Annotated in this window: 19 protein-coding genes; 7 read left to right on the top strand and 12 right to left on the bottom strand. The window is 62.3% G+C overall.

Going from position 1 to position 18565, the window contains the following annotated elements; translation table 11 throughout:
• Nucleotides 1-72: 72 nt before the first annotated feature.
• The 5 genes from OOZ53_RS03765 to OOZ53_RS03745 all read right to left on the bottom strand — a co-directional run bounded on the left by OOZ53_RS03765 (nucleotide 73) and on the right by OOZ53_RS03745 (nucleotide 4897).
• On the bottom strand, nucleotides 73-1188 hold the full coding sequence (locus OOZ53_RS03765; RefSeq protein WP_271087981.1) for a Bug family tripartite tricarboxylate transporter substrate binding protein: 1116 nt from the start codon (nucleotides 1186-1188) through the stop codon (nucleotides 73-75).
• 41 nt (nucleotides 1189-1229) lie between these two features.
• Nucleotides 1230-1811 (bottom strand): carboxymuconolactone decarboxylase family protein, encoded by a 582-nt coding sequence (locus tag OOZ53_RS03760; protein WP_271087980.1) that lies wholly within the window; start codon nucleotides 1809-1811, stop codon nucleotides 1230-1232.
• Nucleotides 1812-2074: 263 nt separating this feature from the next.
• Nucleotides 2075-3379, bottom strand: a complete 1305-nt coding sequence (locus OOZ53_RS03755) for a TRAP transporter large permease (protein WP_271087979.1) — start codon at nucleotides 3377-3379, stop codon at nucleotides 2075-2077.
• On the bottom strand, nucleotides 3369-3875 hold the full coding sequence (locus OOZ53_RS03750; protein ID WP_271087978.1) for a TRAP transporter small permease: 507 nt from the start codon (nucleotides 3873-3875) through the stop codon (nucleotides 3369-3371). The genes OOZ53_RS03755 and OOZ53_RS03750 overlap by 11 nt, the downstream gene beginning before the upstream one ends.
• Before the next feature lie 2 nt (nucleotides 3876-3877).
• Nucleotides 3878-4897: a TRAP transporter substrate-binding protein gene (locus tag OOZ53_RS03745; RefSeq protein ID WP_271087977.1), complete on the bottom strand. Its 1020-nt coding sequence runs from the start codon at nucleotides 4895-4897 to the stop codon at nucleotides 3878-3880.
• A 131-nt stretch (nucleotides 4898-5028) separates the two neighbouring features.
• Between OOZ53_RS03745 and OOZ53_RS03740 the strand changes: the two genes are divergently transcribed.
• From OOZ53_RS03740 to OOZ53_RS03730, 3 genes are all read left to right on the top strand, one after another.
• Nucleotides 5029-5475 carry a MarR family winged helix-turn-helix transcriptional regulator gene (locus tag OOZ53_RS03740; RefSeq protein ID WP_271087976.1) on the top strand — a complete coding sequence of 149 codons (447 nt, stop codon included), beginning with the start codon at nucleotides 5029-5031 and terminating at the stop codon, nucleotides 5473-5475.
• A 306-nt stretch (nucleotides 5476-5781) separates the two neighbouring features.
• Nucleotides 5782-6681: an AEC family transporter gene (locus OOZ53_RS03735; protein WP_271087975.1), complete on the top strand. Its 900-nt coding sequence runs from the start codon at nucleotides 5782-5784 to the stop codon at nucleotides 6679-6681.
• 81 nt (nucleotides 6682-6762) lie between these two features.
• Entirely contained in the window at nucleotides 6763-7710 is a 948-nt protein-coding gene (locus tag OOZ53_RS03730) for a LysR family transcriptional regulator (protein WP_271087974.1), read from the top strand.
• Nucleotides 7711-7716: 6 nt separating this feature from the next.
• On the opposite strand, the gene pcaD is transcribed toward OOZ53_RS03730, so the two are convergent.
• Together pcaD and OOZ53_RS03720 are read right to left on the bottom strand one after the other, a co-directional pair.
• Entirely contained in the window at nucleotides 7717-8520 is an 804-nt protein-coding gene (gene pcaD / locus OOZ53_RS03725; RefSeq protein ID WP_271087973.1) for a 3-oxoadipate enol-lactonase, read from the bottom strand.
• Nucleotides 8521-9627, bottom strand: a complete 1107-nt coding sequence (locus OOZ53_RS03720) for an LLM class flavin-dependent oxidoreductase (RefSeq protein WP_271087972.1) — start codon at nucleotides 9625-9627, stop codon at nucleotides 8521-8523.
• A 223-nt stretch (nucleotides 9628-9850) separates the two neighbouring features.
• On the opposite strand from OOZ53_RS03720, the gene OOZ53_RS03715 reads away from it, so the two are divergent.
• Together OOZ53_RS03715 and OOZ53_RS03710 are read left to right on the top strand one after the other, a co-directional pair.
• On the top strand, nucleotides 9851-10360 hold the full coding sequence (locus OOZ53_RS03715; protein ID WP_271087971.1) for a flavin reductase family protein: 510 nt from the start codon (nucleotides 9851-9853) through the stop codon (nucleotides 10358-10360).
• 41 nt (nucleotides 10361-10401) lie between these two features.
• Complete coding sequence (locus OOZ53_RS03710) at nucleotides 10402-11418, top strand: Gfo/Idh/MocA family protein (protein WP_271087970.1); 1017 nt, start codon at nucleotides 10402-10404, stop codon at nucleotides 11416-11418.
• A 191-nt stretch (nucleotides 11419-11609) separates the two neighbouring features.
• On the opposite strand, the gene OOZ53_RS03705 is transcribed toward OOZ53_RS03710, so the two are convergent.
• Genes OOZ53_RS03705 through OOZ53_RS03695 form a run of 3 tightly spaced genes read right to left on the bottom strand, consistent with a single transcriptional unit; the run spans nucleotide 11610 to nucleotide 15304 of the window.
• Nucleotides 11610-12974, bottom strand: a complete 1365-nt coding sequence (locus tag OOZ53_RS03705; RefSeq protein WP_271087969.1) for an MmgE/PrpD family protein — start codon at nucleotides 12972-12974, stop codon at nucleotides 11610-11612.
• A gap of 23 nt (nucleotides 12975-12997) precedes the next feature.
• Nucleotides 12998-14155 carry an acyl-CoA dehydrogenase family protein gene (locus tag OOZ53_RS03700; RefSeq protein ID WP_271087968.1) on the bottom strand — a complete coding sequence of 386 codons (1158 nt, stop codon included), beginning with the start codon at nucleotides 14153-14155 and terminating at the stop codon, nucleotides 12998-13000.
• A gap of 18 nt (nucleotides 14156-14173) precedes the next feature.
• Nucleotides 14174-15304 (bottom strand): CaiB/BaiF CoA transferase family protein, encoded by a 1131-nt coding sequence (locus OOZ53_RS03695; protein WP_271087967.1) that lies wholly within the window; start codon nucleotides 15302-15304, stop codon nucleotides 14174-14176.
• 160 nt (nucleotides 15305-15464) lie between these two features.
• Here OOZ53_RS03695 and OOZ53_RS03690 point away from each other — a divergent pair, with 160 nt between their 5' ends.
• Nucleotides 15465-16328 carry an HTD2 family dehydratase gene (locus OOZ53_RS03690; RefSeq protein ID WP_271087966.1) on the top strand — a complete coding sequence of 288 codons (864 nt, stop codon included), beginning with the start codon at nucleotides 15465-15467 and terminating at the stop codon, nucleotides 16326-16328.
• A 46-nt stretch (nucleotides 16329-16374) separates the two neighbouring features.
• On the top strand, nucleotides 16375-16596 hold the full coding sequence (locus OOZ53_RS03685; RefSeq protein ID WP_271087965.1) for a hypothetical protein: 222 nt from the start codon (nucleotides 16375-16377) through the stop codon (nucleotides 16594-16596).
• An 11-nt stretch (nucleotides 16597-16607) separates the two neighbouring features.
• Here the strand turns inward: OOZ53_RS03685 and OOZ53_RS03680 are convergent, their stop codons facing one another.
• Nucleotides 16608-17474, bottom strand: coding sequence for an NAD(P)H-binding protein (locus OOZ53_RS03680; RefSeq protein ID WP_271087964.1), 867 nt, complete (start codon nucleotides 17472-17474; stop codon nucleotides 16608-16610).
• A gap of 10 nt (nucleotides 17475-17484) precedes the next feature.
• On the bottom strand, nucleotides 17485-18504 hold the full coding sequence (locus OOZ53_RS03675) for an NAD(P)H-dependent flavin oxidoreductase (protein ID WP_271087963.1): 1020 nt from the start codon (nucleotides 18502-18504) through the stop codon (nucleotides 17485-17487).
• Nucleotides 18505-18565 lie beyond the last annotated feature (61 nt).

The raw sequence follows: 18565 nt of genomic DNA, 5'->3' as shown, positions 1-18565 counted from the left end.
TGGCGGAACCGGAGCTACGATTCCGGTTCCGCCTTGTCGGTTCATTCGACGGGCATTTGCCCGTCCTGGCAATCAGATACGCGGCTTGTATCCCGCCGGCGGCCACCAGGCCTCGAAATCGGCCGGCTTGGGCAGGCCGAGATCCTCGGCAGTCACCACGTCAGCACCGATCTGGTCCGAGAACTTGTTGAACGTGTCCACGGTAACCACCTCAAGCAGCGCGGCGCGCTTGTCCGCCTCTTCGCCGGTGCGGATGTCGGTCTGGAAGAACTTGCTCTTGACCATGTCCTGGAAGCCGTCGGAATTCGCGGCCTCGACAAAGGCCTTGCTGACTTCCTCCAGCACCTCCGTCGGCGTGTCCCGCTTCATGATGAAGTTATAGGTGCCGCCGATCGGCAGGAAGGGTTTGATTGCGGGCAAAGGTCCGCCGATCGTCGGCATGACCTTGCCGTCGCCGAGGTCTATGTCGGCGGTCGAGGTCTGCTGCAGGCAGCGCAGCTTTCCGGCGCGGACCAGATCGACATGCTCATGGACGCCGCCGCCGGCAATATCGACCTCACCCTGCAGGCCGGCGAGCGTCGCCGCCTTGCCGCCCTTGTAGGGCACGTATTTCAGGCTGATATCGGCGAAGGAGCCGACGATGAGGGCAAGCTCGTGCCACAGGCCGCCGGTGCCGGATGTCGAGATGGTGATCTTGCCCGGGTCGGCCTTGGCCGCGGCGACAACATCATCGAAGGTCTTGAAGGGCGAGTCGACGGGCACCGACCAGCTGGCATTGGCGGTCGCCGCCTGGAAGAACACCCATTCGTCCCAGGGCACGAAATCGACATGGCCCATGACGCGCACGAATTTGTTGTAGTTGGCGCCGCCAAGAACCGTGTAGCCGTCCGAGGCCTGGCCGTGGACATATTGCGTCGCGACGCCGCCGACGGCGCCCGGCTTGTTGATGACGTTGATCTTCCAGCCGCGCGAATTCGCCATTTCCTCGGCAAGCTTGCGCATGATCGTGTCCGTGCCGCCGCCGGCGCCATACATGACGACGAGCGTTATGGCGCGCTCCGGATAACCGGCTGCCCGCGCCTTGCCGGCCGGGATCGTGATCGACAGAGCCGCCATGGTTGCCGCCGATCCGGCTAGAAACGTCCTGCGATCGATCGCGGCGATTGCGTTCCCTTTGGTTTTTGCCATTTTCTCCTCCACTCAAAAAGCCGGATCTGCATCCGGAATGGCTAGTTGTTCTGCTCCCCTGAAAGTGATTTTCCGGCCAGAAAGTCCGTGACCTCCGGCTCCAGATCGGTTGCCATCAGTGCGTTCCAGCGATTGTTGAAGCCGAAGAGCGCGATGACCGAGCCGATCTCGATGATCTGTTCTTCCGAAAAATGCCGGCGCAGTTCGGCCATGTCCTCCGGCGTCGCGTAGGACGGGCATTGTCCGCCCGTCACGGCGATGCGCAATGCGGCGCGCTCGGCATCGGTAAAGACCGGACTCGTCTCGAACTCCCAGATCGCCGCCAGCTTCTCGTCCGGAACGCCGTTGTCTGCGCCGTTCTTGAATGTATGCGCCGAACAGTAGGTGCAGCCGTTGGCGCGGCTTGTGACATGGGCAACCATCCAGCGCAGCGCCGGATCCACCGTGCCGTCCGGATTGCGGACGACGGCGCGAATAAGGCCGAGCACGGCGCGGGCGATTTCCGGACGTCTTGCAAGCAGCAGCATCGAATTGGCGACGAAACCGGTCGCGGAGGCGAGTTGTTCGATGTCGGCCTTTGCCGCGTCCGTTTCCTCGATGCTCAACGGCTCGACATGCGACATTCCGATCCCTCCCAGGCAGGCGCCTTCGCTCGCTCCGCCGTTGGTACGGCAGAATTCTTGTTGTCTGTTCATTCGCGGGGCGTATAGGGCGCGTCGCCATCCACTTACGAACCCAGATTCGAGGATACGGGCTCATGCCGCAGATTTCGACGAGAAAAGTCGCTCCGGTGATCATATGTCACTATGGCGCATATCAAGAAAGCTGATTGCTGAAGCGCCGCGGGATGCGAATTGCGGATTGCCGCATGTTGCGAGACTACGGGTCAGTCAAACATCGCGTTGGGCAACAACAGGGCGATATCCGGCACCAGCACCAGGAACAACAGGGCGACGGCCATGGCCAGCCAGAAGGGCATGATGCCGGCAAAAATCGTTTCCATCTTCACGTCCGGAACGATGCTCTTGACGACGAAGACATTGACGCCGATGGGCGGTGAAATAAGGCCCATCTCAAGTACGATAACCATGACCACGCCGAGCCAGATCGGGTCGAAGCCCAGGGAGACAATCAGCGGGAAGACGATCGGCAGGGTAATGACAAGCAGGGACAGACCCTCGATAAACATGCCCAGCACCACATAGCCGAGCAGGATGACGGCAAGCGTTCCGTAGGCGCCAAGCGCCAGCCCCGACATGCCGTTCGCGATGGTCTCCGGAAGATGCGACAGGGCTACGAAGGGCGCGAAGACGTTGGCGCCGATCAGGATGAAGAACGCCATGCCTGTTGTCCGCAACGTGTCGGCACTGGCGACCCACAATGTGTGCGGCGTGCATTTGCCCCGGATGATCAGCATCAGGAGGGCGAAACAGGCGCCGACCCCGGCCGCCTCGACCGGGGTGAAGAAGCCCGTATAGATGCCGCCGATCGTAATCACGATGATGGTGACGATGCCGGTAGAGCGCACAAGGCTCGACAGCTTTTCCCGCAGGTCGAAGGTCGGACCTCTCGGGCCTTCCTCGGGCGTGAAGAATGTGATCGCGGCGATTGCCACAAGGAAAAGGCCTGTCAGCATCAGGCCCGGCAGAACGCCCGCCATGAACAGGCGTCCGATCGATTCTTCGGTCAGCACCGCATAGATGACGAAGCCCGTGGACGGCGGAATGAGAATGCCGAGCGTGCCGCCGGCGGCGATCGAACCGGTCGCGAGCCGCGGACCATAGCCGTAGCGGCGCATTTCAGGATAGGCGACCTTTCCCATGGTCACGGCTGATGCGATGGACGAGCCGGACAGCGCGGAAAATCCGGCGCAGCCCAGAATGGTTGCGGCCGCAAGCCCGCCGCGCAAATGGCCGATCAGCCGGTAGGCGGCGTCAAACAGGTCGCGGCTGAGCCCGGCGGCGGACGCAAGATTGCCCATCAGGATGAAGAGCGGAATGATCGAAAGCTCATAGATCGTGATGGTGGCGAAGGCCTGGCCGCTCAGCGTATAGGCGGCCGCCTGGAAGCCCGACAGTAGGATCGTGCCGCAGAAACCGACGATCAGCAGGGCGATGGCGACGGGCGTGCCGAGCGCCATCAGCGCAAACAGCACGGCAAAGCCGGCGACGCCAAGCAGTTCAGGACTCATGGGTCCTGCTTTCGGTCAGCAGCAACAGCGCGGACAAGGCACTGCCGGCGGCAAGGGCATAATAGGAGATATCGAGCGGCAATTGCAGCAGCAGGGTCGTTTCGGCAAAGCGGGCTGCTTCACGGGCGTTGAGCAGGGCCCGCCAGGCGAGATAGGCCATCATCACCGCTCCGGCGAGCGAAACCGCTATATCGATCGGTCGCCGTAAGCCGGCCGAAAGGAGCGCCACCAGCGTGTCGATGGCGATCACCCGGCCGGCCAGCACGCATAGCGGCAGGCTTATCGACACGGCGATCGACAGGATGATCTGGGTATAGTCGTTGGCGCCGAAGATCGGCGCATCGAACAGTGAGCGCAGCAGCGCGTCGCCGACGGACAGGAACATCATGGCAAAGACGGCAAGAGCGCCGCAAGCGGTCAGCGGCGCTTCGATCCAGCGCCGCCAGCCGTCTGCCGATACCGGTCGGCCGGCGCTCTCGCTATCCTCATCGGACATGCCTATTGCCCTGAAAATCCTGAAATGATCGCGCGGGCATCGGCGCCGGTTTCCTTCGAGGTCTTGTCGACCAGCGCCTCAAGGGCCTCGGCCATCGCGGCCCGGAACTCGGCATCCGCTGCTTCGTCTATTTCGATGATTTCCACGCCGCTGTCGCGGGCAAGCTGGATCCCGGCCTGGCCGGCATCGTAGAACGCCTTGGCGCCGCGCAGGCTGAGGCCGCGGCCGGCCAGCTCGTCGAGCTTGGCCTTGTGTTCATCGCTGAGCGCGTCCCAGCTATTGCGGTTCATCAGCAGGTAGAAACTGTCGACCGCCGAGGGGATGTTGACGGTGGCGTGTTTGCCGATCTCGTTGAGCTTGTAGGAGCGGATGCCGGACGGCCCGATCATCACGGCGTCGATCACGCCGGTATTCATGGCGTTGTAGATGTCCGGCGTCGGCATCGACACGGGTATGCCGCCCCAGGCCTTGACCACTTCCGCCATGACCGGATTGGGTGTGCGGACCTTGAGGCCTTCGATGTCGGCCAGTGTGCGGACCGGCTTCTCGGCGGTGATCAGCACCGACGGGTTGTTGGCCCAAAGACCAAGCAGCTTGGTCTCGGCATATTCGTCCTCGATGGCCGTCAGATTGTCCCATAGCGCGTTGGTTGCCTCCTCGCCACTGGCAAACAGGCCGGGCATGTGGACCAGCACCGTCTTGCCGAACTGGGTGGGCGTGTAAGCGGGGATGCCGAAGGCGATGTCCGCGACGCCGGTCACAACGCGCTTGTATTGCTGGACAGGACCCTTGCCGAGTTCTCCGGCCGGATAGATGCGAATGGTCAGTTTGCCGCCGGTCGCTGCGTTGAGTTCCTCGGCAAGCGGTGTCATCACGCCGCGATCCATCGGGTGCATCGGCGGCATGAAGTGCGCGGCCTTCAGCTCCTTGGCGGAAGCGGTTCCCGGGGTGTGCAGTATTGCTGAAGCCGCAACCACGGCGACCGCGAACACGGCGCATTTCACACGGTGTATGGATTTCATGTCGTCCCTCCCAGAACTCAATCGGCAATCTGGTTAATATTGATAATTATCGATGTTATCTATTGCGCAAAATTGTGGACTGTGGCCGATTCACTGTCAACTGGAGAGTTAAGCCTGCCAAAGGGGCCGTCATGAAAGACTTCACGCTGCATAACCGCATTGGCTACAAGGTCACACGGCTGGCCCGGCTGATGGAGGTTCGTCTTGAAAAACGGATCGGCGAGCACGGTATTACACGGCTCATGTGGTGCGTGTTGCGCGGGGTCGGCATGGAGAATGTCACCACGCCGTCAGCGCTGGCCAGCTATATCGGTATTGCGCGGCCGGCGATATCGCGGCTGCTGAAGACGATGGAAGAGCAGGGGCTGCTTGTGCGCAACGGGATCGATACCGACGGGCGCGTGACGGAGGTGCACCTGACCGACAAGGGGCGGGGCAAGATGCGGGCCTGCCACCGGCTGGTCAAGGAACTCAATACGCATTTTTCCGGCAAGCTCGAACCGCGGGCTTACGAGGATTTCATGCGCGCGATCGACCGCTTGACCGAGGGCGAGAACGCAACGCTCGTTCGTTTGTAGGCGTTTACGCAATCTCCGTGCGGGATCTTCAGTCGGACGAATCGCAAGCGCCCAACTTGGCGGTCTCCACCCGTTCGACGATCACCGTTCGCGATGGCCAGTATCAGGAATCCTGATTGCCGGACCCCGTTGTGAACAGCAAACCTTCAGGCTAGATTCTTCTGATTGCGCCCCAGCTCCGGATGCCGGCTCGAGGTGCTTTCGGGTTATTCCAGAGGCCGGTTGCGTATAGGTCCTGTATCTAAAGGTATGATTCCATTGGCATGATGAAACGCCATCCGGCCGATCCACACCCAAGGTTTTGCGATGTACGGTCAGATATTGAACGTGGTTGGTCCGATATTCGTCATGACGTTCGTGGGCTATGTGCTCGGCCGCTCCAAGCTGCAGCTCGACAGCGCCACGATCAGTTCGCTGGTTCTGCTTGTCGCAACGCCCTGCCTGATATTTTCGACGCTGACCTCGCTCGACATCAGCGGAGAGACAGTCGCGAAGATGGCGCTGTCCGCCGTGTTGTGCGTCTCGATCGCGGCGCTGCTCGGGCTCGCCGTTCTGAAGCTCGCCGGCATGTCCTACCGGACATTCCTGCCCAGCCTTATGATGCCGAATTCGGGCAATATCGGATTGCCCCTGGTGCTGCTTGCGTTTGGCGAAACCGGTCTGGCGCTGGGGATTTCCTACTTCTTCGTCATCGCCCTGCTGCAATATACGGTGGGCGCGGCGATTTCGTCGGGCCAGTACCGGTTCAGGGATCTGGCAAATCAGCCGCTGATCTATTCCATCCTGCTTGTCGGCGTCGTGGCCGTTACCGGCATCGAGGTGCCCGTCATCATCGCATCGACCACCGAACTTCTTGGCGGCATGATGATCCCGGCGATGCTGATCCTGCTCGGTACGTCGCTCGCCCGGCTCTCGGTGTCCGATCTCAAACCGGCAATTACGATTGCCATAGCCCGCCTGTGTATCGGCCTGCCGGCCAGCCTCATCGTGATTGCGGCCCTGTCGCTGAGCGGTGTCGAGGCGGGAACGGTCTTTTTGCTGGCGATGATGCCGACGGCGATCGTCAACTACGTCTTTGCCGAACGCTATCGCGAGGATTCGCGGCAGGTCGCCGGTGCGGTTGTGGTCTCGACTCTGCTGACATTCGCGCTGTTGCCGGCGCTTCTTTGGTCCGCCTATGCGGTTTCCGGCCAGTTGCCGCAATGAGTCCGGCGTTGCGCAAGTCCCGGAGGTGCTGTAAGGGATATCAGTAATAATGATAACAATCAGGGATAGCCATACGATCGCATGATTTATGTGAATCTCCGCCAGTTGCGCTTTCTCGTCGCCATTCACGAGGAGCGTTCTTTCACGGCCGCGGCCCGCCGGGTCAATGCGACGCAGTCGGGGCTGAGCATGCAGATCAAGGAACTCGAAGAGCGGTTGGGTCTGCGGCTTTTCGACCGCTCCTCGACGGGCGTGACGCCGACGACAGCCGGCGACCGTCTCTATGAGCGCGCGACCCGCATCCTGCGGGAGGTCAGCGCCATCGAGAATGATGTTCAGACGCTCTCCGGCCAGGTCAGCGGACGCGTGCAGGTCGGCATGATGCCGACCTTTGCCCGCGCTGTGCTCGCGCCGGTGCTGGAGCGTTTCGCCCGGCATTATCCCAATGTCGAGATCAAGGTCACCGAGGCCTACAGCGCGGTTTTGTGCGAAGCGGTCACCAATGGCCAGCTGGACATGGCGGTGGTGCCCTCCGGCAAGATGGTGCCGGGATTGAAGGCGGAGCATCTGGCGACCGATGTCGAGGTGTTCGTCACGTCGCCGAACACCAAGCGCACCCATCTCGAACCCGTCGATCTTTCCAAGAACAAGCCGCTGAAACTGGCGCTTCCGGGGCCCGGAAACGCGCGGCGCGAGAAGATCGATACCTATCTGGAAACCTACCAGGTGCCGATCGATTCCATCATGGAACTCGATACGATGATGGCGACGCTCGACCTGGTGTCGCGCAGCGACTGGACGACGATCCTGCCGGGCTGCCTTTGCCTGCCGGATATCGACGATCCGCGCCGCAAGCTGCATCCCATCGTCAATCCGCCCCTGGTTGTCGATTATGTCTTCATCGAGCCGGCCTCGCAGTCGAAGACCCAGGCGGCGGAACTCTTCGCAGACGAGATCGTCAAGGAAATCCGCACGACCTGCACCTTCTGCAACAGCAAGCTCGGGGCAGCGGACGCGATCGCGGGTTAGAGCGGTTCAAGAGCGGGCCAGCCAGGTTGCGACGATGTCGTTGAAAACATCCGGCCGTTCGACATTCGACAGGTGTGCGGCGCCTGGAATCACCGTGAAATCTGCACCCGGTGTTGCGGCGGCCATCTCACGCATAACGTTCGGCGGAGCTGCCGGATCATGTTCGCCGACGATGAAATGCGCAGGGATTGCAATCTGCGAAAGGCGCGGCAGGTAGTCGAGACGCATGAGCGCCGAGGCGCAGCCTGCATAACCCTCCACGGCGGTACGCCGGATCATGTCGCCTGTTGCCTCCAGCGCCGGCCGATTGGTGGGGTTGGTGCGGAAATTCGTGCTGAACCAGCGCTCCAGCGTCGGTGCGACCAGGGCGTCCATACCTTCCTCACGGGCTTTTTTGATCATCGCCGGCCACATCTGCTTGTAGAGATCAGGCGCGTCTGCGCGCGCGTCGCAGCACAGGATGCGTTCGATGCGGTCCGGATGATCGAGCGCCAGGCCGAGCGCTGTCATGCCGCCCAGCGAGAGGCCCATGAATGTCGCTTTTTCGATCTCGAGCGCGTCCATCAGTCCTATGACGTCGGATACAAGATCGTCGAACGCATAAGGGCCGGCAGGGGCTGCGCTTTCGCCGTGACCGCGCGTGTCGTAGCGCAAGACCCGGTGGGTCCGGGTGAGGGTGTCGATCTGCGGCTGCCACATCGCATGGTCGGTGGCCAGCGAATTCGAAAGGATGAGCCAGGGATTGCCGGCTTCGCCTTCGATCCGGCATTGGAGTTCGTGCGCGCCGACCTTGATCTTTCCTGATGTCATCTACTGTGCCACGGCCGCTGGCATCTTGGTGGCCTCGTTGATGGCCGGGATGACCTTTTCAGCCATGAGCACCATGGACCGCCGGCCGAGTTCCTGGTCGGCCCAGTCGTGACCGGCGTAGACCAGGTGTCCGAAATCGCCGACCTGCTCGCGGAAGGCGAGGATCTGGTCCGTAACACTTTCGGGCGTGCCGTAGATGATGAGCTGATCGCAGACATTTTCCAGCGTGACCTGGTCGTCATGCATGTTCTGGTCTTCCTTGAACAGGTTGAGCCGGCCGCCGCGCCGCATCTTGGTGACGATCGAGCGGTAATAGGACACATAGGGTCCGTTCGGATCGGTTGCATAGCGCCGTGCAGTCTCCTCGTCATCGGCGACGAAGATGCTCTTGGCGACGCGCCAGTTATCCGGATCGGCCGGGCGGTTGCCGAGTTCGCATCCTTCGGCATATTTCGGCCAGTGGCTGGCGACCCATTTGGGCAAAAGGAAGTTGGCCGAAATCGGCTCCCATCCCCGCGCGGCCATGGCCGTTACGCCTTTGGAGAACGGGGCGACCGCAGTGCCGACGATCGGCGGATGCGGATCCTGGAAGGGCTTGATGACCGTGCCCTGGCCGATCTCCGGCATCATGGTCTTTTGTGTGGTGATCTGCCAGTAGTCGCCCTTCAGGTTATAGGGCGCTTCACCGGCCCAGATGTCGAGGATCATGTTGATGCATTCGACGAACATGGCGTTGCGGTCGGCTTCCAGATTGCCGAAGACTTCGGCATCGGACAGAAGTCCGCCGGGACTGATGCCGAAATTGAAGCGGCCTTCCAGCATGTGGTCGAGCATGGCGATCTGGCCGGCGACGGCGGCCGGGTGGCTGTTCGGCAGGTTGACGGTTCCGGTTCCGAGGCGAATATTCTCGGTCGCGTAGGCGAGGCTTGCGACGAAGGCGACGCAGGATGTGACGTTTTCGGCAAGGTCCGTCGTGTGTTCGCCGATATATCCTTCCTTGAAACCCAGCCTGTCGGCCAGAAGGAATGCCTCGCGGTCCTCGCGCAGCGACTGCGCAATCGGCTTGCCGACCGGATGGATCGGCATGGTGAAAAACGAGACATCCATCGCTTAATCCCACTGGTTTTTCCGGTTGAAGGGAACGCTTTTGAGCATATGGTTCCCGGGCGGGAAAGCGTAATGATTTTGGCTTATTGGCGCGTTCAGCGCTGCTGATGGCCGGGCTTCAGAAGTGCTGATGACCGGCATAAAGCAAAATAATTTGTTCGCTTTTGCGGGCTCACCTATTTTGTGCCCAATCCGCAATCTGCAACAACAATCGGCGGTGAATATGAGTGATACGATCCCGAATATGGTCCCGATAGACCGGAACATGCTGCGCGACGCGCTCGGCCACTTCGCCACCGGCGTTGCCGTGGTCACAACGGTGGGCGACGGCGGGGCGCCGGTCGGCCTGACGATCAACTCGTTCAACTCCGTTTCCCTTTCGCCGCCGCTGATCCTGTGGAGCCTTGCGTGCACGGCGCCGAGTTTCGATGCGTTCCGCAACTACAACAGTTTCGCCATCAACATCCTGGCCAGCGATCAGCGCGATCTGTGCATGCAGTTCGCCCGGCCGTCGGACGACAAATTCTGCAACGTGGCTTTCCGGCCGGGGATCGAGAATGTGCCGCTGATCGACGGTGTCCATGCACAGCTGGAGTGCCGTACCTACCGGCGCCACGAGGGCGGCGACCACGAAATCTACCTTGGCGAGGTGGTCGGCATCTCGACCTATGAAAAACAGCCGCTGGTGTTCCATCGCGGCCAGTTTTCACATCTTTCCGAAGCCGCCGCCTGAGGCCGGCGGAGAACATCCGACACGCAACAAACGGGGGCGCAATGCCGGACGGTCAATCCGAAACGGTCAATATCGCAATTGCCGGCTATGGCTGGTGGGGCCAGCACATGGTCCGGCGTCTGTCGGAAAATCAAAACATACGTCCATTGCTGGTCATCGATCCCGATGCGGAGCGGCGCAAGCTTGCCGGCGAGCAGGGCGTACGCACGACGGCCGATTTCGATGCCGCCCTTGCCGACCCACAGATCACAGCCGTCGTCCTGACGACGCCAAACACGATGCACGAGGCGCAGGTGGTGGCGGCTGCGGGCGCCGGCAAACATGTCTTTTGCGAAAAGCCGCTCGGCCTGACCGGCGCGAGCGCGCGCCGCTCGGTCGACGCGTGCGAAGCCGCTGGCGTCGTGCTTGGTATCGGTCACGAACGCCGTTTCGAGCCGGCGCTCGTGAAGGTTCGCGCACTTGTGGAAGAGGGCGAACTCGGAACCGTGATGCACGCCGAAGCGGCCTTCAGCCACGACAAGCTCATCAATGTGCCGGCCGGCGACTGGCGCACGTCGAAAGCCGTGTCGCCGGCTGCCGGCATGACGGCGATGGGCATCCATCTGACCGATCTCTACATCTCGCTATTCGGCCGTGTGCGCACGGTGCAGGCGTTGACAGCGAACCGGATACTGGGCTGGGAGACGGGCGACGTCGTCACCGTTCAGCTCGGCTTCGAGGCCGGCATGACGGCAAGCCTGAGTGCCGTGCTGGCGACCCCGCATTTCATCCGATTCCATGTCTTCGGTTCCGAACAGTGGGTCGAGGTGCGCAACGATACGCATCCCGACACGCCGGGCGGCATAGCGGAGCTTGTGCTGTCGCGCACCGGTTCGCCACACGCTGTCGAGCGCTATGAATGGACCGATACGGTTGTTGCCAATCTGGAGGCGTTCGCCGCCGCCATACGCGGCGAAGCGGTCTATCCCTACACGTCCGAGGAACTGGTTCACAATATCGAGGTTCTCGAGGCAATTGCCCGCTCGGCAGAGGAAGGCGAGACGGTGCATATCGGCTGATATTGGCGTCCTATGTCTGCCCGGCATTGCTCCCAAATCGCTGGCGTCCGAAAAAGATCGACACGGGGCCGGTGCCGCAAGGGCGGCCCAATACCGGAACCGGAAGGGCAGGGCGGGGCCGTCCTCCGGTCCGGTTTTTGTTCGGACGGTATGGTGGGCATGCACGGGGGCGCATGCGGCCTCTCGTATTTTCAGATTGTGTACCGGCCGAGAAAGCCCGTGAAATCATCGAGATTTGTGGCATGGAGTGAACACACGATCCGCCAGAGTTCGGCGCTTTCATCGGCGCCCAGCAATTTTGCTGCCTTGGCGCGGATCTTGTCTTCCCGCACGTGCATGGGCAGCGGTGCGCTCAGGTCGTGCTCCCTGGACAGGACGGCACCGGAATCGAGCGTGACGGAAACACGGCTTGCCGTTTCCGCGAGGCGATCGTCGGTTTCGACGCGGACCCGGTCGCGCAGCCGGACCAGCCGCTCGTCGCCGCAGATCGCGTCGGTGAAGGAGGCCAGCGCGCCGGTGTCGATTCCGCACAGCGCCATGGCCGCCGTCAGCCGGTAGCTGAATTTCGCCTCAAGCCCGGTTTGCGGCTCTGCCTGATTGCACACGCGAAGCCACTGCGGATTCGTTGTCACGACGATTTCCGCAATACTGTCCGGTGAGGGCGAATCCTGCATACGCATTTCGGTGAGCGCCTCGAGCATGGCGTGCAGACCATGACAGCAGGCGTGGAACTTGTGCTGGACGGCTTCAAAGACGAAGTGTTCTCCGAGGCCGGCCAGAACGGTGTTTGGATCGCGAAACGCGCCGGCATGGGTTTCCGCAAAACCCTGCTGGCGTTCAAGTCCGTCCGGGCGGGAAACAAAGCCGGCATCTGCGAGCAGGGCCGCCTCGACGCCATTGGATGCGGCGATCCCCGCATTATATGGTTTGCCCATGGTCCCGAACTGGGATTTCAGCCCCGAAGCGCGGGTCGAGACAATCCCGAGGGCGTGTTGTGCCTTCGTCGCGTCCAGCCCGAGAAGCCGGGCGCAGGCCATCGCGGCACCGAAGGCGCCGGCGGTCGCGGTCTGGTGGAAGCCGGCATCATAGTGTTTTCGGCCGAGCCAGTCGCCGATGCGGCAGGCGGTCTCGGCGCCGATCAGCGCGGCATCGAGGAACGCGCCGCCATTTGCACCGGTCTTCTGCGCCGCCGCGAGGGCGGCGGAGACAACGACGACGCTGGTGTGGCCGACGTGGATAAAATGGGTGTCGTCATAGTCGAGCGCGTGGGACGTGGTGCCGTTTGAAAGCGCCGCCGCCCGTGCCGGCAGCCGGGTGTCCAGTCCGATCACCGACGCTTCGGCGGTGCCGCCTTCGCCTGCGACCAGGCCGCGCAGCTTGCGGGCGACCGGTTCGTCGCGGCCGCAGATCGCGACGGTTGCCCAGTCGAGCAGGGAAAGGCGCATGATTTGGCGGGCGCTCTCGGTAATGTCCGCTGCAGGCAGGGCGACGGCAAATTCGGCAATTCGCGGCGAGATCTGTTCTGTCCGGTTCGGCGGCGCATCCGTGCGAGACATTGGTTTTTCCCTGTGATCGGCCTTCAAAAGGAGCGGGGCAGTCCCAGAACATGTTCCGCAAGGTAGCTCAGGATCAGGTTCGTGGAAATCGGCGCGACCTGGTAGAGCCGTATTTCCCTGAATTTGCGTTCGACATCATATTCCTCGGCGAAGCCGAAGCCGCCATGGGTCTGCAGGCACATTTCGGCAGCAGCCCAGGACGCGTCGGCCGCCAGCATCTTGGCAAGGTTGGCCTCTTCCCCGGGATTGTTGCCGGCTTCATAAAGGCGGATCGCCTCGCGCAGCATCAGTTCGGCCGCGCGCATTTGCGCATAGGCCTTTGCGATGGGAAACTGGATGCCCTGGTTCCGGGCGATCGGCCGGTCGAAGACCACGCGATCGCTTGCGTAGCTCGCCGCCTTTTCGATGAACCATTTGGCATCGCCGATGCATTCTGCGGCGATCAGGATGCGCTCGGCGTTCATGCCCGACAGGATGTAACGGAAACCCTTGCCTTCCTCGCCGATCAGGTTCTCGGCAGGCACGGGCATGTTGTCGAAGAAGATCTCCGTCGTCGAATGGTTCATCATGGTTCGGATCGGCCGGATGGTCAGCGATTTGTCCCGGACCTCGCGCATATCGACCAGGAGCACCGAAAGCCCGTCGGTCTTTTTCGCGACTTCTTCATGCGGTGTCGTGCGACACAGAAGCACCATGAGGTCCGAGTGCTCGGCGCGCGACGTCCAGATCTTCTGGCCGTTGACGAAATAGGTGTCTCCTTCGCGCCGCGCGGTGGTGCGCAGCGATCCGGTATCGGTCCCGCTGGTCGGTTCCGTCACGCCGAAGGCCTGAAGCCGAAGTTCGCCGGAGGCAATGGCCGGCAGATAGGCTTTTTTCTGCTCGTCCGATCCGTGGCGCAGGACCGTGCCCATCGTATACATCTGCGCATGGCAGGCGGCGGCATTGCCGCCAGATCTGTGAATCTCTTCCAAAATTGCCGCGCCGGCGGAGATGGTCAGGCCGGAGCCGCCATAGTCCTGCGGTATCAGTGCCGCGAGGTAGCCCGCCTTCGTCAGCGCGTCGACAAAATCCTTCGGATAGGCCTGTTCGCGGTCGCATTGCCGCCAGTAGGCATCCGGAAAATCGGTGCACAGGCGGCGCACGCCCTCGCGAATGTCCTCATTTCCGGTTTCGTATCTCATGACGTTTCCATCGCACGGTCAGCCTTCGGCGAATTCGCGCCGGATGGCCGTTCCGTGCTCGTTGAGTTTGGGGACATGGGAGCGACGCGGCCCGGCGGTCAGGACCGGCAGGTCGGCGGCCATCAGCTCGGCATTGCCGAAATGGATCTGCGTTTGCCGCAGGAATTCGTGATTGGAAAGGTCCTCGACGCTGGAGATCCTCGCGCAGGCGATCTTGTGCTCGCGAAGGATTGCCATCAGTTCGTCGCGGCCTCGCTTCGAAAACACCGCATTGATCGCCTCGTCCATGACGGGACGGTTTTCAACGCGTGCCGTGTTGTCGACGAATCTCGGATCTGCGCCGAGTTCCGGGCGTTCGAGCACCGTTTTGCAGAAATTCTGCCACTCGTGATTGCTCTGAATGGCGATCATGATCTGGCCGTCGGAGGTTTCGTAGGGTCCGTAGGGCGCAATCACCGGATGCGTGAGGCCGGTACGCGCGGGCGCGTGACCGAGGTAGCGGTAGACCAGCATCTGCATGTTCATCCAGTCCGCCATGACATCGAAGAGGGAGACGGACAGATCGAGGCCGCTTCCCGTTCGGCCGCGCTGGATCAGGGCGCGCAGGATTGCCGAGAAGGCTGTCAAGCCGGTAGCGATGTCGCAGATCGAGACACCGGCCCGTGACGGCTGTTCCGGCGTTCCGGTGACGGAACAGATGCCGCTCTCGGCCTGGACGAGTGTGTCATAGGCCTTCATCTGCGCGGCGGTGCCATGATCGCCATAGCCGGAAATCTGGCAGGTGATCAGCCCGGCATTGGTTTGCCGCAGGGCCTCGCCGCCGAAGCCGCGCCGCTCCAATGCGCCGGGCGCAAGGTTGTGAAGGAAGATGTCGGCTTTGTCGATGAGCCGGTGCAGCAAGGCCGCGTCGTCCGGGTTGTTGAGGTCGACGGCAATGGACTCCTTGCCGCGGTTGAGCCAGGCAAACCAGACGCTCTCGCCGTCCGCGCCATGGTCGTAGAGGCGCGCGAAATCGCCGTCCGGACGCTCGACCTTGATGACCCGCGCGCCGGCATCGGCCAGAAGCAGGCCGCAATAGGGCGCGGCGACGGCCTGTTCCAGCGATATGGCGGTCATGCCCTCAAGTTCACGATCAAGCATGGCGGTCATGAAACGGTCTCCGTCAGCATGCGGGCCTCAGGCTCACCGGCGGCAAGCGGTACGCATTTCTTATAGGAGCAATCTGTTCTGCGAAACAGCCCGCATGCGCGGTCTTTTCCGATCGGGAAAAACCTGCCATGTCTTTGGGAAGCAAGCCGGAGGACGCAACGTGCCTGACGATAGGTCTGAAGAATTGGATCTGGATTATCTGAACGGATGGATCGGGCGCGAGGAGACCGTCTCGGATGTGGTGACACCGGAACTGGTGCGCCGCTTCAACGCGACCCTCGACATTGGTGCGCCACCACCGGAGATCGGAGCGCCGGCGCCGCTGCTTGTCCATCTGTGCCTCGCTCCGTCGGTTGCCGCGACCGGCGAACTCGGTCCGGACGGTCACCCGCCGCGCGGCGATTTCGTGCCACCGGTACCGCTGCCGCGCCGCATGTGGGCAGGCGGTGAACTGGAATTCTTCGATGATCTTCGGATCGGCGACCGGGTCGAGCGGCACTCGCGTGTGGCCGATATCGCGGTCAAGCAGGGCCGCAGCGGCGCCTTGTGTTTCGTAACGGTCGAGCACAGGATTTCAGTCGATGCAAGGCCGGTGCTGACCGAGATCCAGAACATCGTCTATCGTGGCCCGAGCGATCCGTCGCGCGGAGCTGGCTCGCCGCAGCCCGCGAAATCCGGCGAGCATAGCAGGCGCATCCGCGTCACCGCGCCGCTCCTCTTTCGCTATTCGGCGCTGATGTTCAACGGGCATCGCATTCATTACGACCGGGCTTACGCGACCGGCACGGAAGGTTATCCGGGCCTCGTCGTGCACGGCCCGCTGCAGGCGACACTGCTCCTGCACTTCGCCGCGGAACTGAATGCCGGCCGGTCGCCGTCACGCTTCACCTTTCGCAGCAAAGCGCCATTGTTCGATGACGGCGATTTTATCCTCCATGCAGCGCAAGACGGCGACGTTCTGCATCTATGGACGGCGCGGGAGGGCGGTCCGGCTGCGATGGAAGCAACGGCGTACTGGTCATGACTGATCCTGCCAGGCGTCAATGTCTGTTTTGGAAGCTGAGGGCACCATGGTTGGAACAGAGACAATCGGCATCGTGGCGGTGATCATCATGGTGACCAGCTATGCGCTGGAACATCGCCACCCGATTTTCATAGCCATCTTTTCAGGAGGCTGCGCCCTCGCGGCGTTCTATGCCGTCCTGATCCACTCCTATCCCTTTGTCGTTGCCGAGGGGATCTGGTCGGTGATTGCGCTTCGGCGCTGGTTCGTGGCCCGCTCCGCTGCGTGAGCCTTGCTTCCTCAACCGCCGAAGGCGTGGAGATTGTGGGTGATGAAATCCTCGATGGATCGGGGCGGGCGGCCGGTCAGCCGCTCGACATCGCCGTTTGTTTCCTGTTGCGCACCGGCCTTGAGAGCCGACAGAAGATCGACGACAAGGCCTGATTGCCAGCGGGGCATTCCGGTCACCAGCGGCAATACGATCCGTGCGGCGAAGGCCGGCGGGCTGGAAAAGCCTATCTTATGGCCAAGCCGATCCGAGAGAAGGCCGACAATGTCGTCAAAGCTGTGTGCTGACGGCCCGGTCAGCGTGTAGGTTTCACCGAAATGGCGGTCACTGCAGATCACGGCTTCCGCGGCTGTCGCGACATCGGCGACATCCACCATGGCGATCCGACCCTTGCCGACGGGCGCGGTGATTTTTCGCTTGCGCGCAACGTCCTGCGCAAAGAGCAACAGCGACTGTTGGAAAAAGGTCGGTCGCAGCACGGTGTGGGGCAGGCCGCTTGCTTCCAGCGCCTCCTCCGAGCGTCGATGATAGGCTCCGAAACTGACCGGCGGATCGAGCCCCGCGGACTGGGCGGACAGCTTGACGATATGCGGTTTGCCGGCTGCCGCGAAAAGGGCGATCAGATTGCCCTCCATGACATCCTGTCTGGGGTCATCCGGCGTCGCGAGAAAGATCGCATCCATTCCCTCCGCCGGTTGCCGGAAGGTTTCCGGCTCTTGCAGATCGGCAATGACCGGGGTTGCGCCGGCATCGCGAAGCGCGTCGGCGTTTTCCGGCCGGCTTGTGACGGCCGACACATCGTGGCCTGCCGCAATCAGCCTTTGCGCCAGCTCGGAGCCGACGCGGCCGGTGGCGGCGGTGACAAGGATGCGGGCCAACTTTCCGGCCCTACGCCCGGCGTCCGGCAAACGCCGAACGGGCCTCATCGGTCATGCGCTGCACGACATCGGCTGCGGATGGCAGATCGTTGACGAGCCCCAGCCCTTCGCCGGCCAGAAGCGGCATTTCCTCGAAATCGCCACTGGCGCCGGCCATGGGCACAAGGTTCGTGAATTTGAGCAGAGGCGTTGCCTCGCCGAGCAGATCCATCTGGCCGACCACCGGCTCACCCGAATTGTCGGCCGGGATTTCAGCAACCCGGTCCTGCCACTCGGACACCACGCGGTTCCTGAGCACGCGGATGGGATTGAATTCCGGGTGATGACGCCCGAAAACGTGAGTGAGAACGGTGTCGGCGGTGCCGGAGGATACGATGCGGTTTTTATAATCCTCGGCGACGGCGCTCTCGGCTGTCGCGACAAACCGGGTCCCCACCCAGACACCGTCCGCGCCGAGCATCAGCGCCGCCGCCAGGCCGCGTCCGTCGGCGATCCCGCCGGAGGCCAGGACAAGCGCCCGGTCCCCGACCGCATCGACCACGGCCGGCGTCAACGCCATGGTGCCGGCGGTCCCGTAATTGTGTCCGCCGGCCTCCGTTCCCTGCGCGACGATGATGTCGACGCCGGCATCCGCCGCTGATTTCGCGTCCTCGACCGAGCCGACCTGTTCGATCACATCGATGCCGGCATCGTGCAGCTTGCCGATCCAGGCGGACGATGGGCGGCCCCAATGGAACGATACGGCGGCCGGCTTCATGTCGCACATCAGGTCTATGTGGGCGTCGGTCGTGTAGCAGGTGATGAAATTGACGTGGAACGGGCGCGACGTTCCGGCCTGCACGCCGCCGACAAGCATTTGCACGCCCTCCGGCGGGATGATGCCGACACCGGCGATCGAGCCCAGCGCTCCGGCTTCGCTGACGGCGATGCACAGCGGCGGCGTCATGCCGGCAAAGGCCATGCCTGCCTGCACGATGGGTGTCGACAGGCCATATTTTTCGGTAAGGCGTGTTGCAAGGCGGTCGTTCATTGTCGGCTCCCGGATCTGAATTCGAAAACCGTAGATGAAGGCAAATCGTGGCGCTTGCCCC

The sequence above is a fragment of the Allohoeflea poritis genome (assembly GCF_027889715.1).
In the GTDB taxonomy this organism is placed as follows: Bacteria; Pseudomonadota; Alphaproteobacteria; order Rhizobiales; family Rhizobiaceae; genus Hoeflea_A; species Hoeflea_A poritis.
The sequence above is the reverse complement of the archived record's forward strand: the minus strand, read 5'-3'. Positions and strand labels throughout refer to the sequence as shown.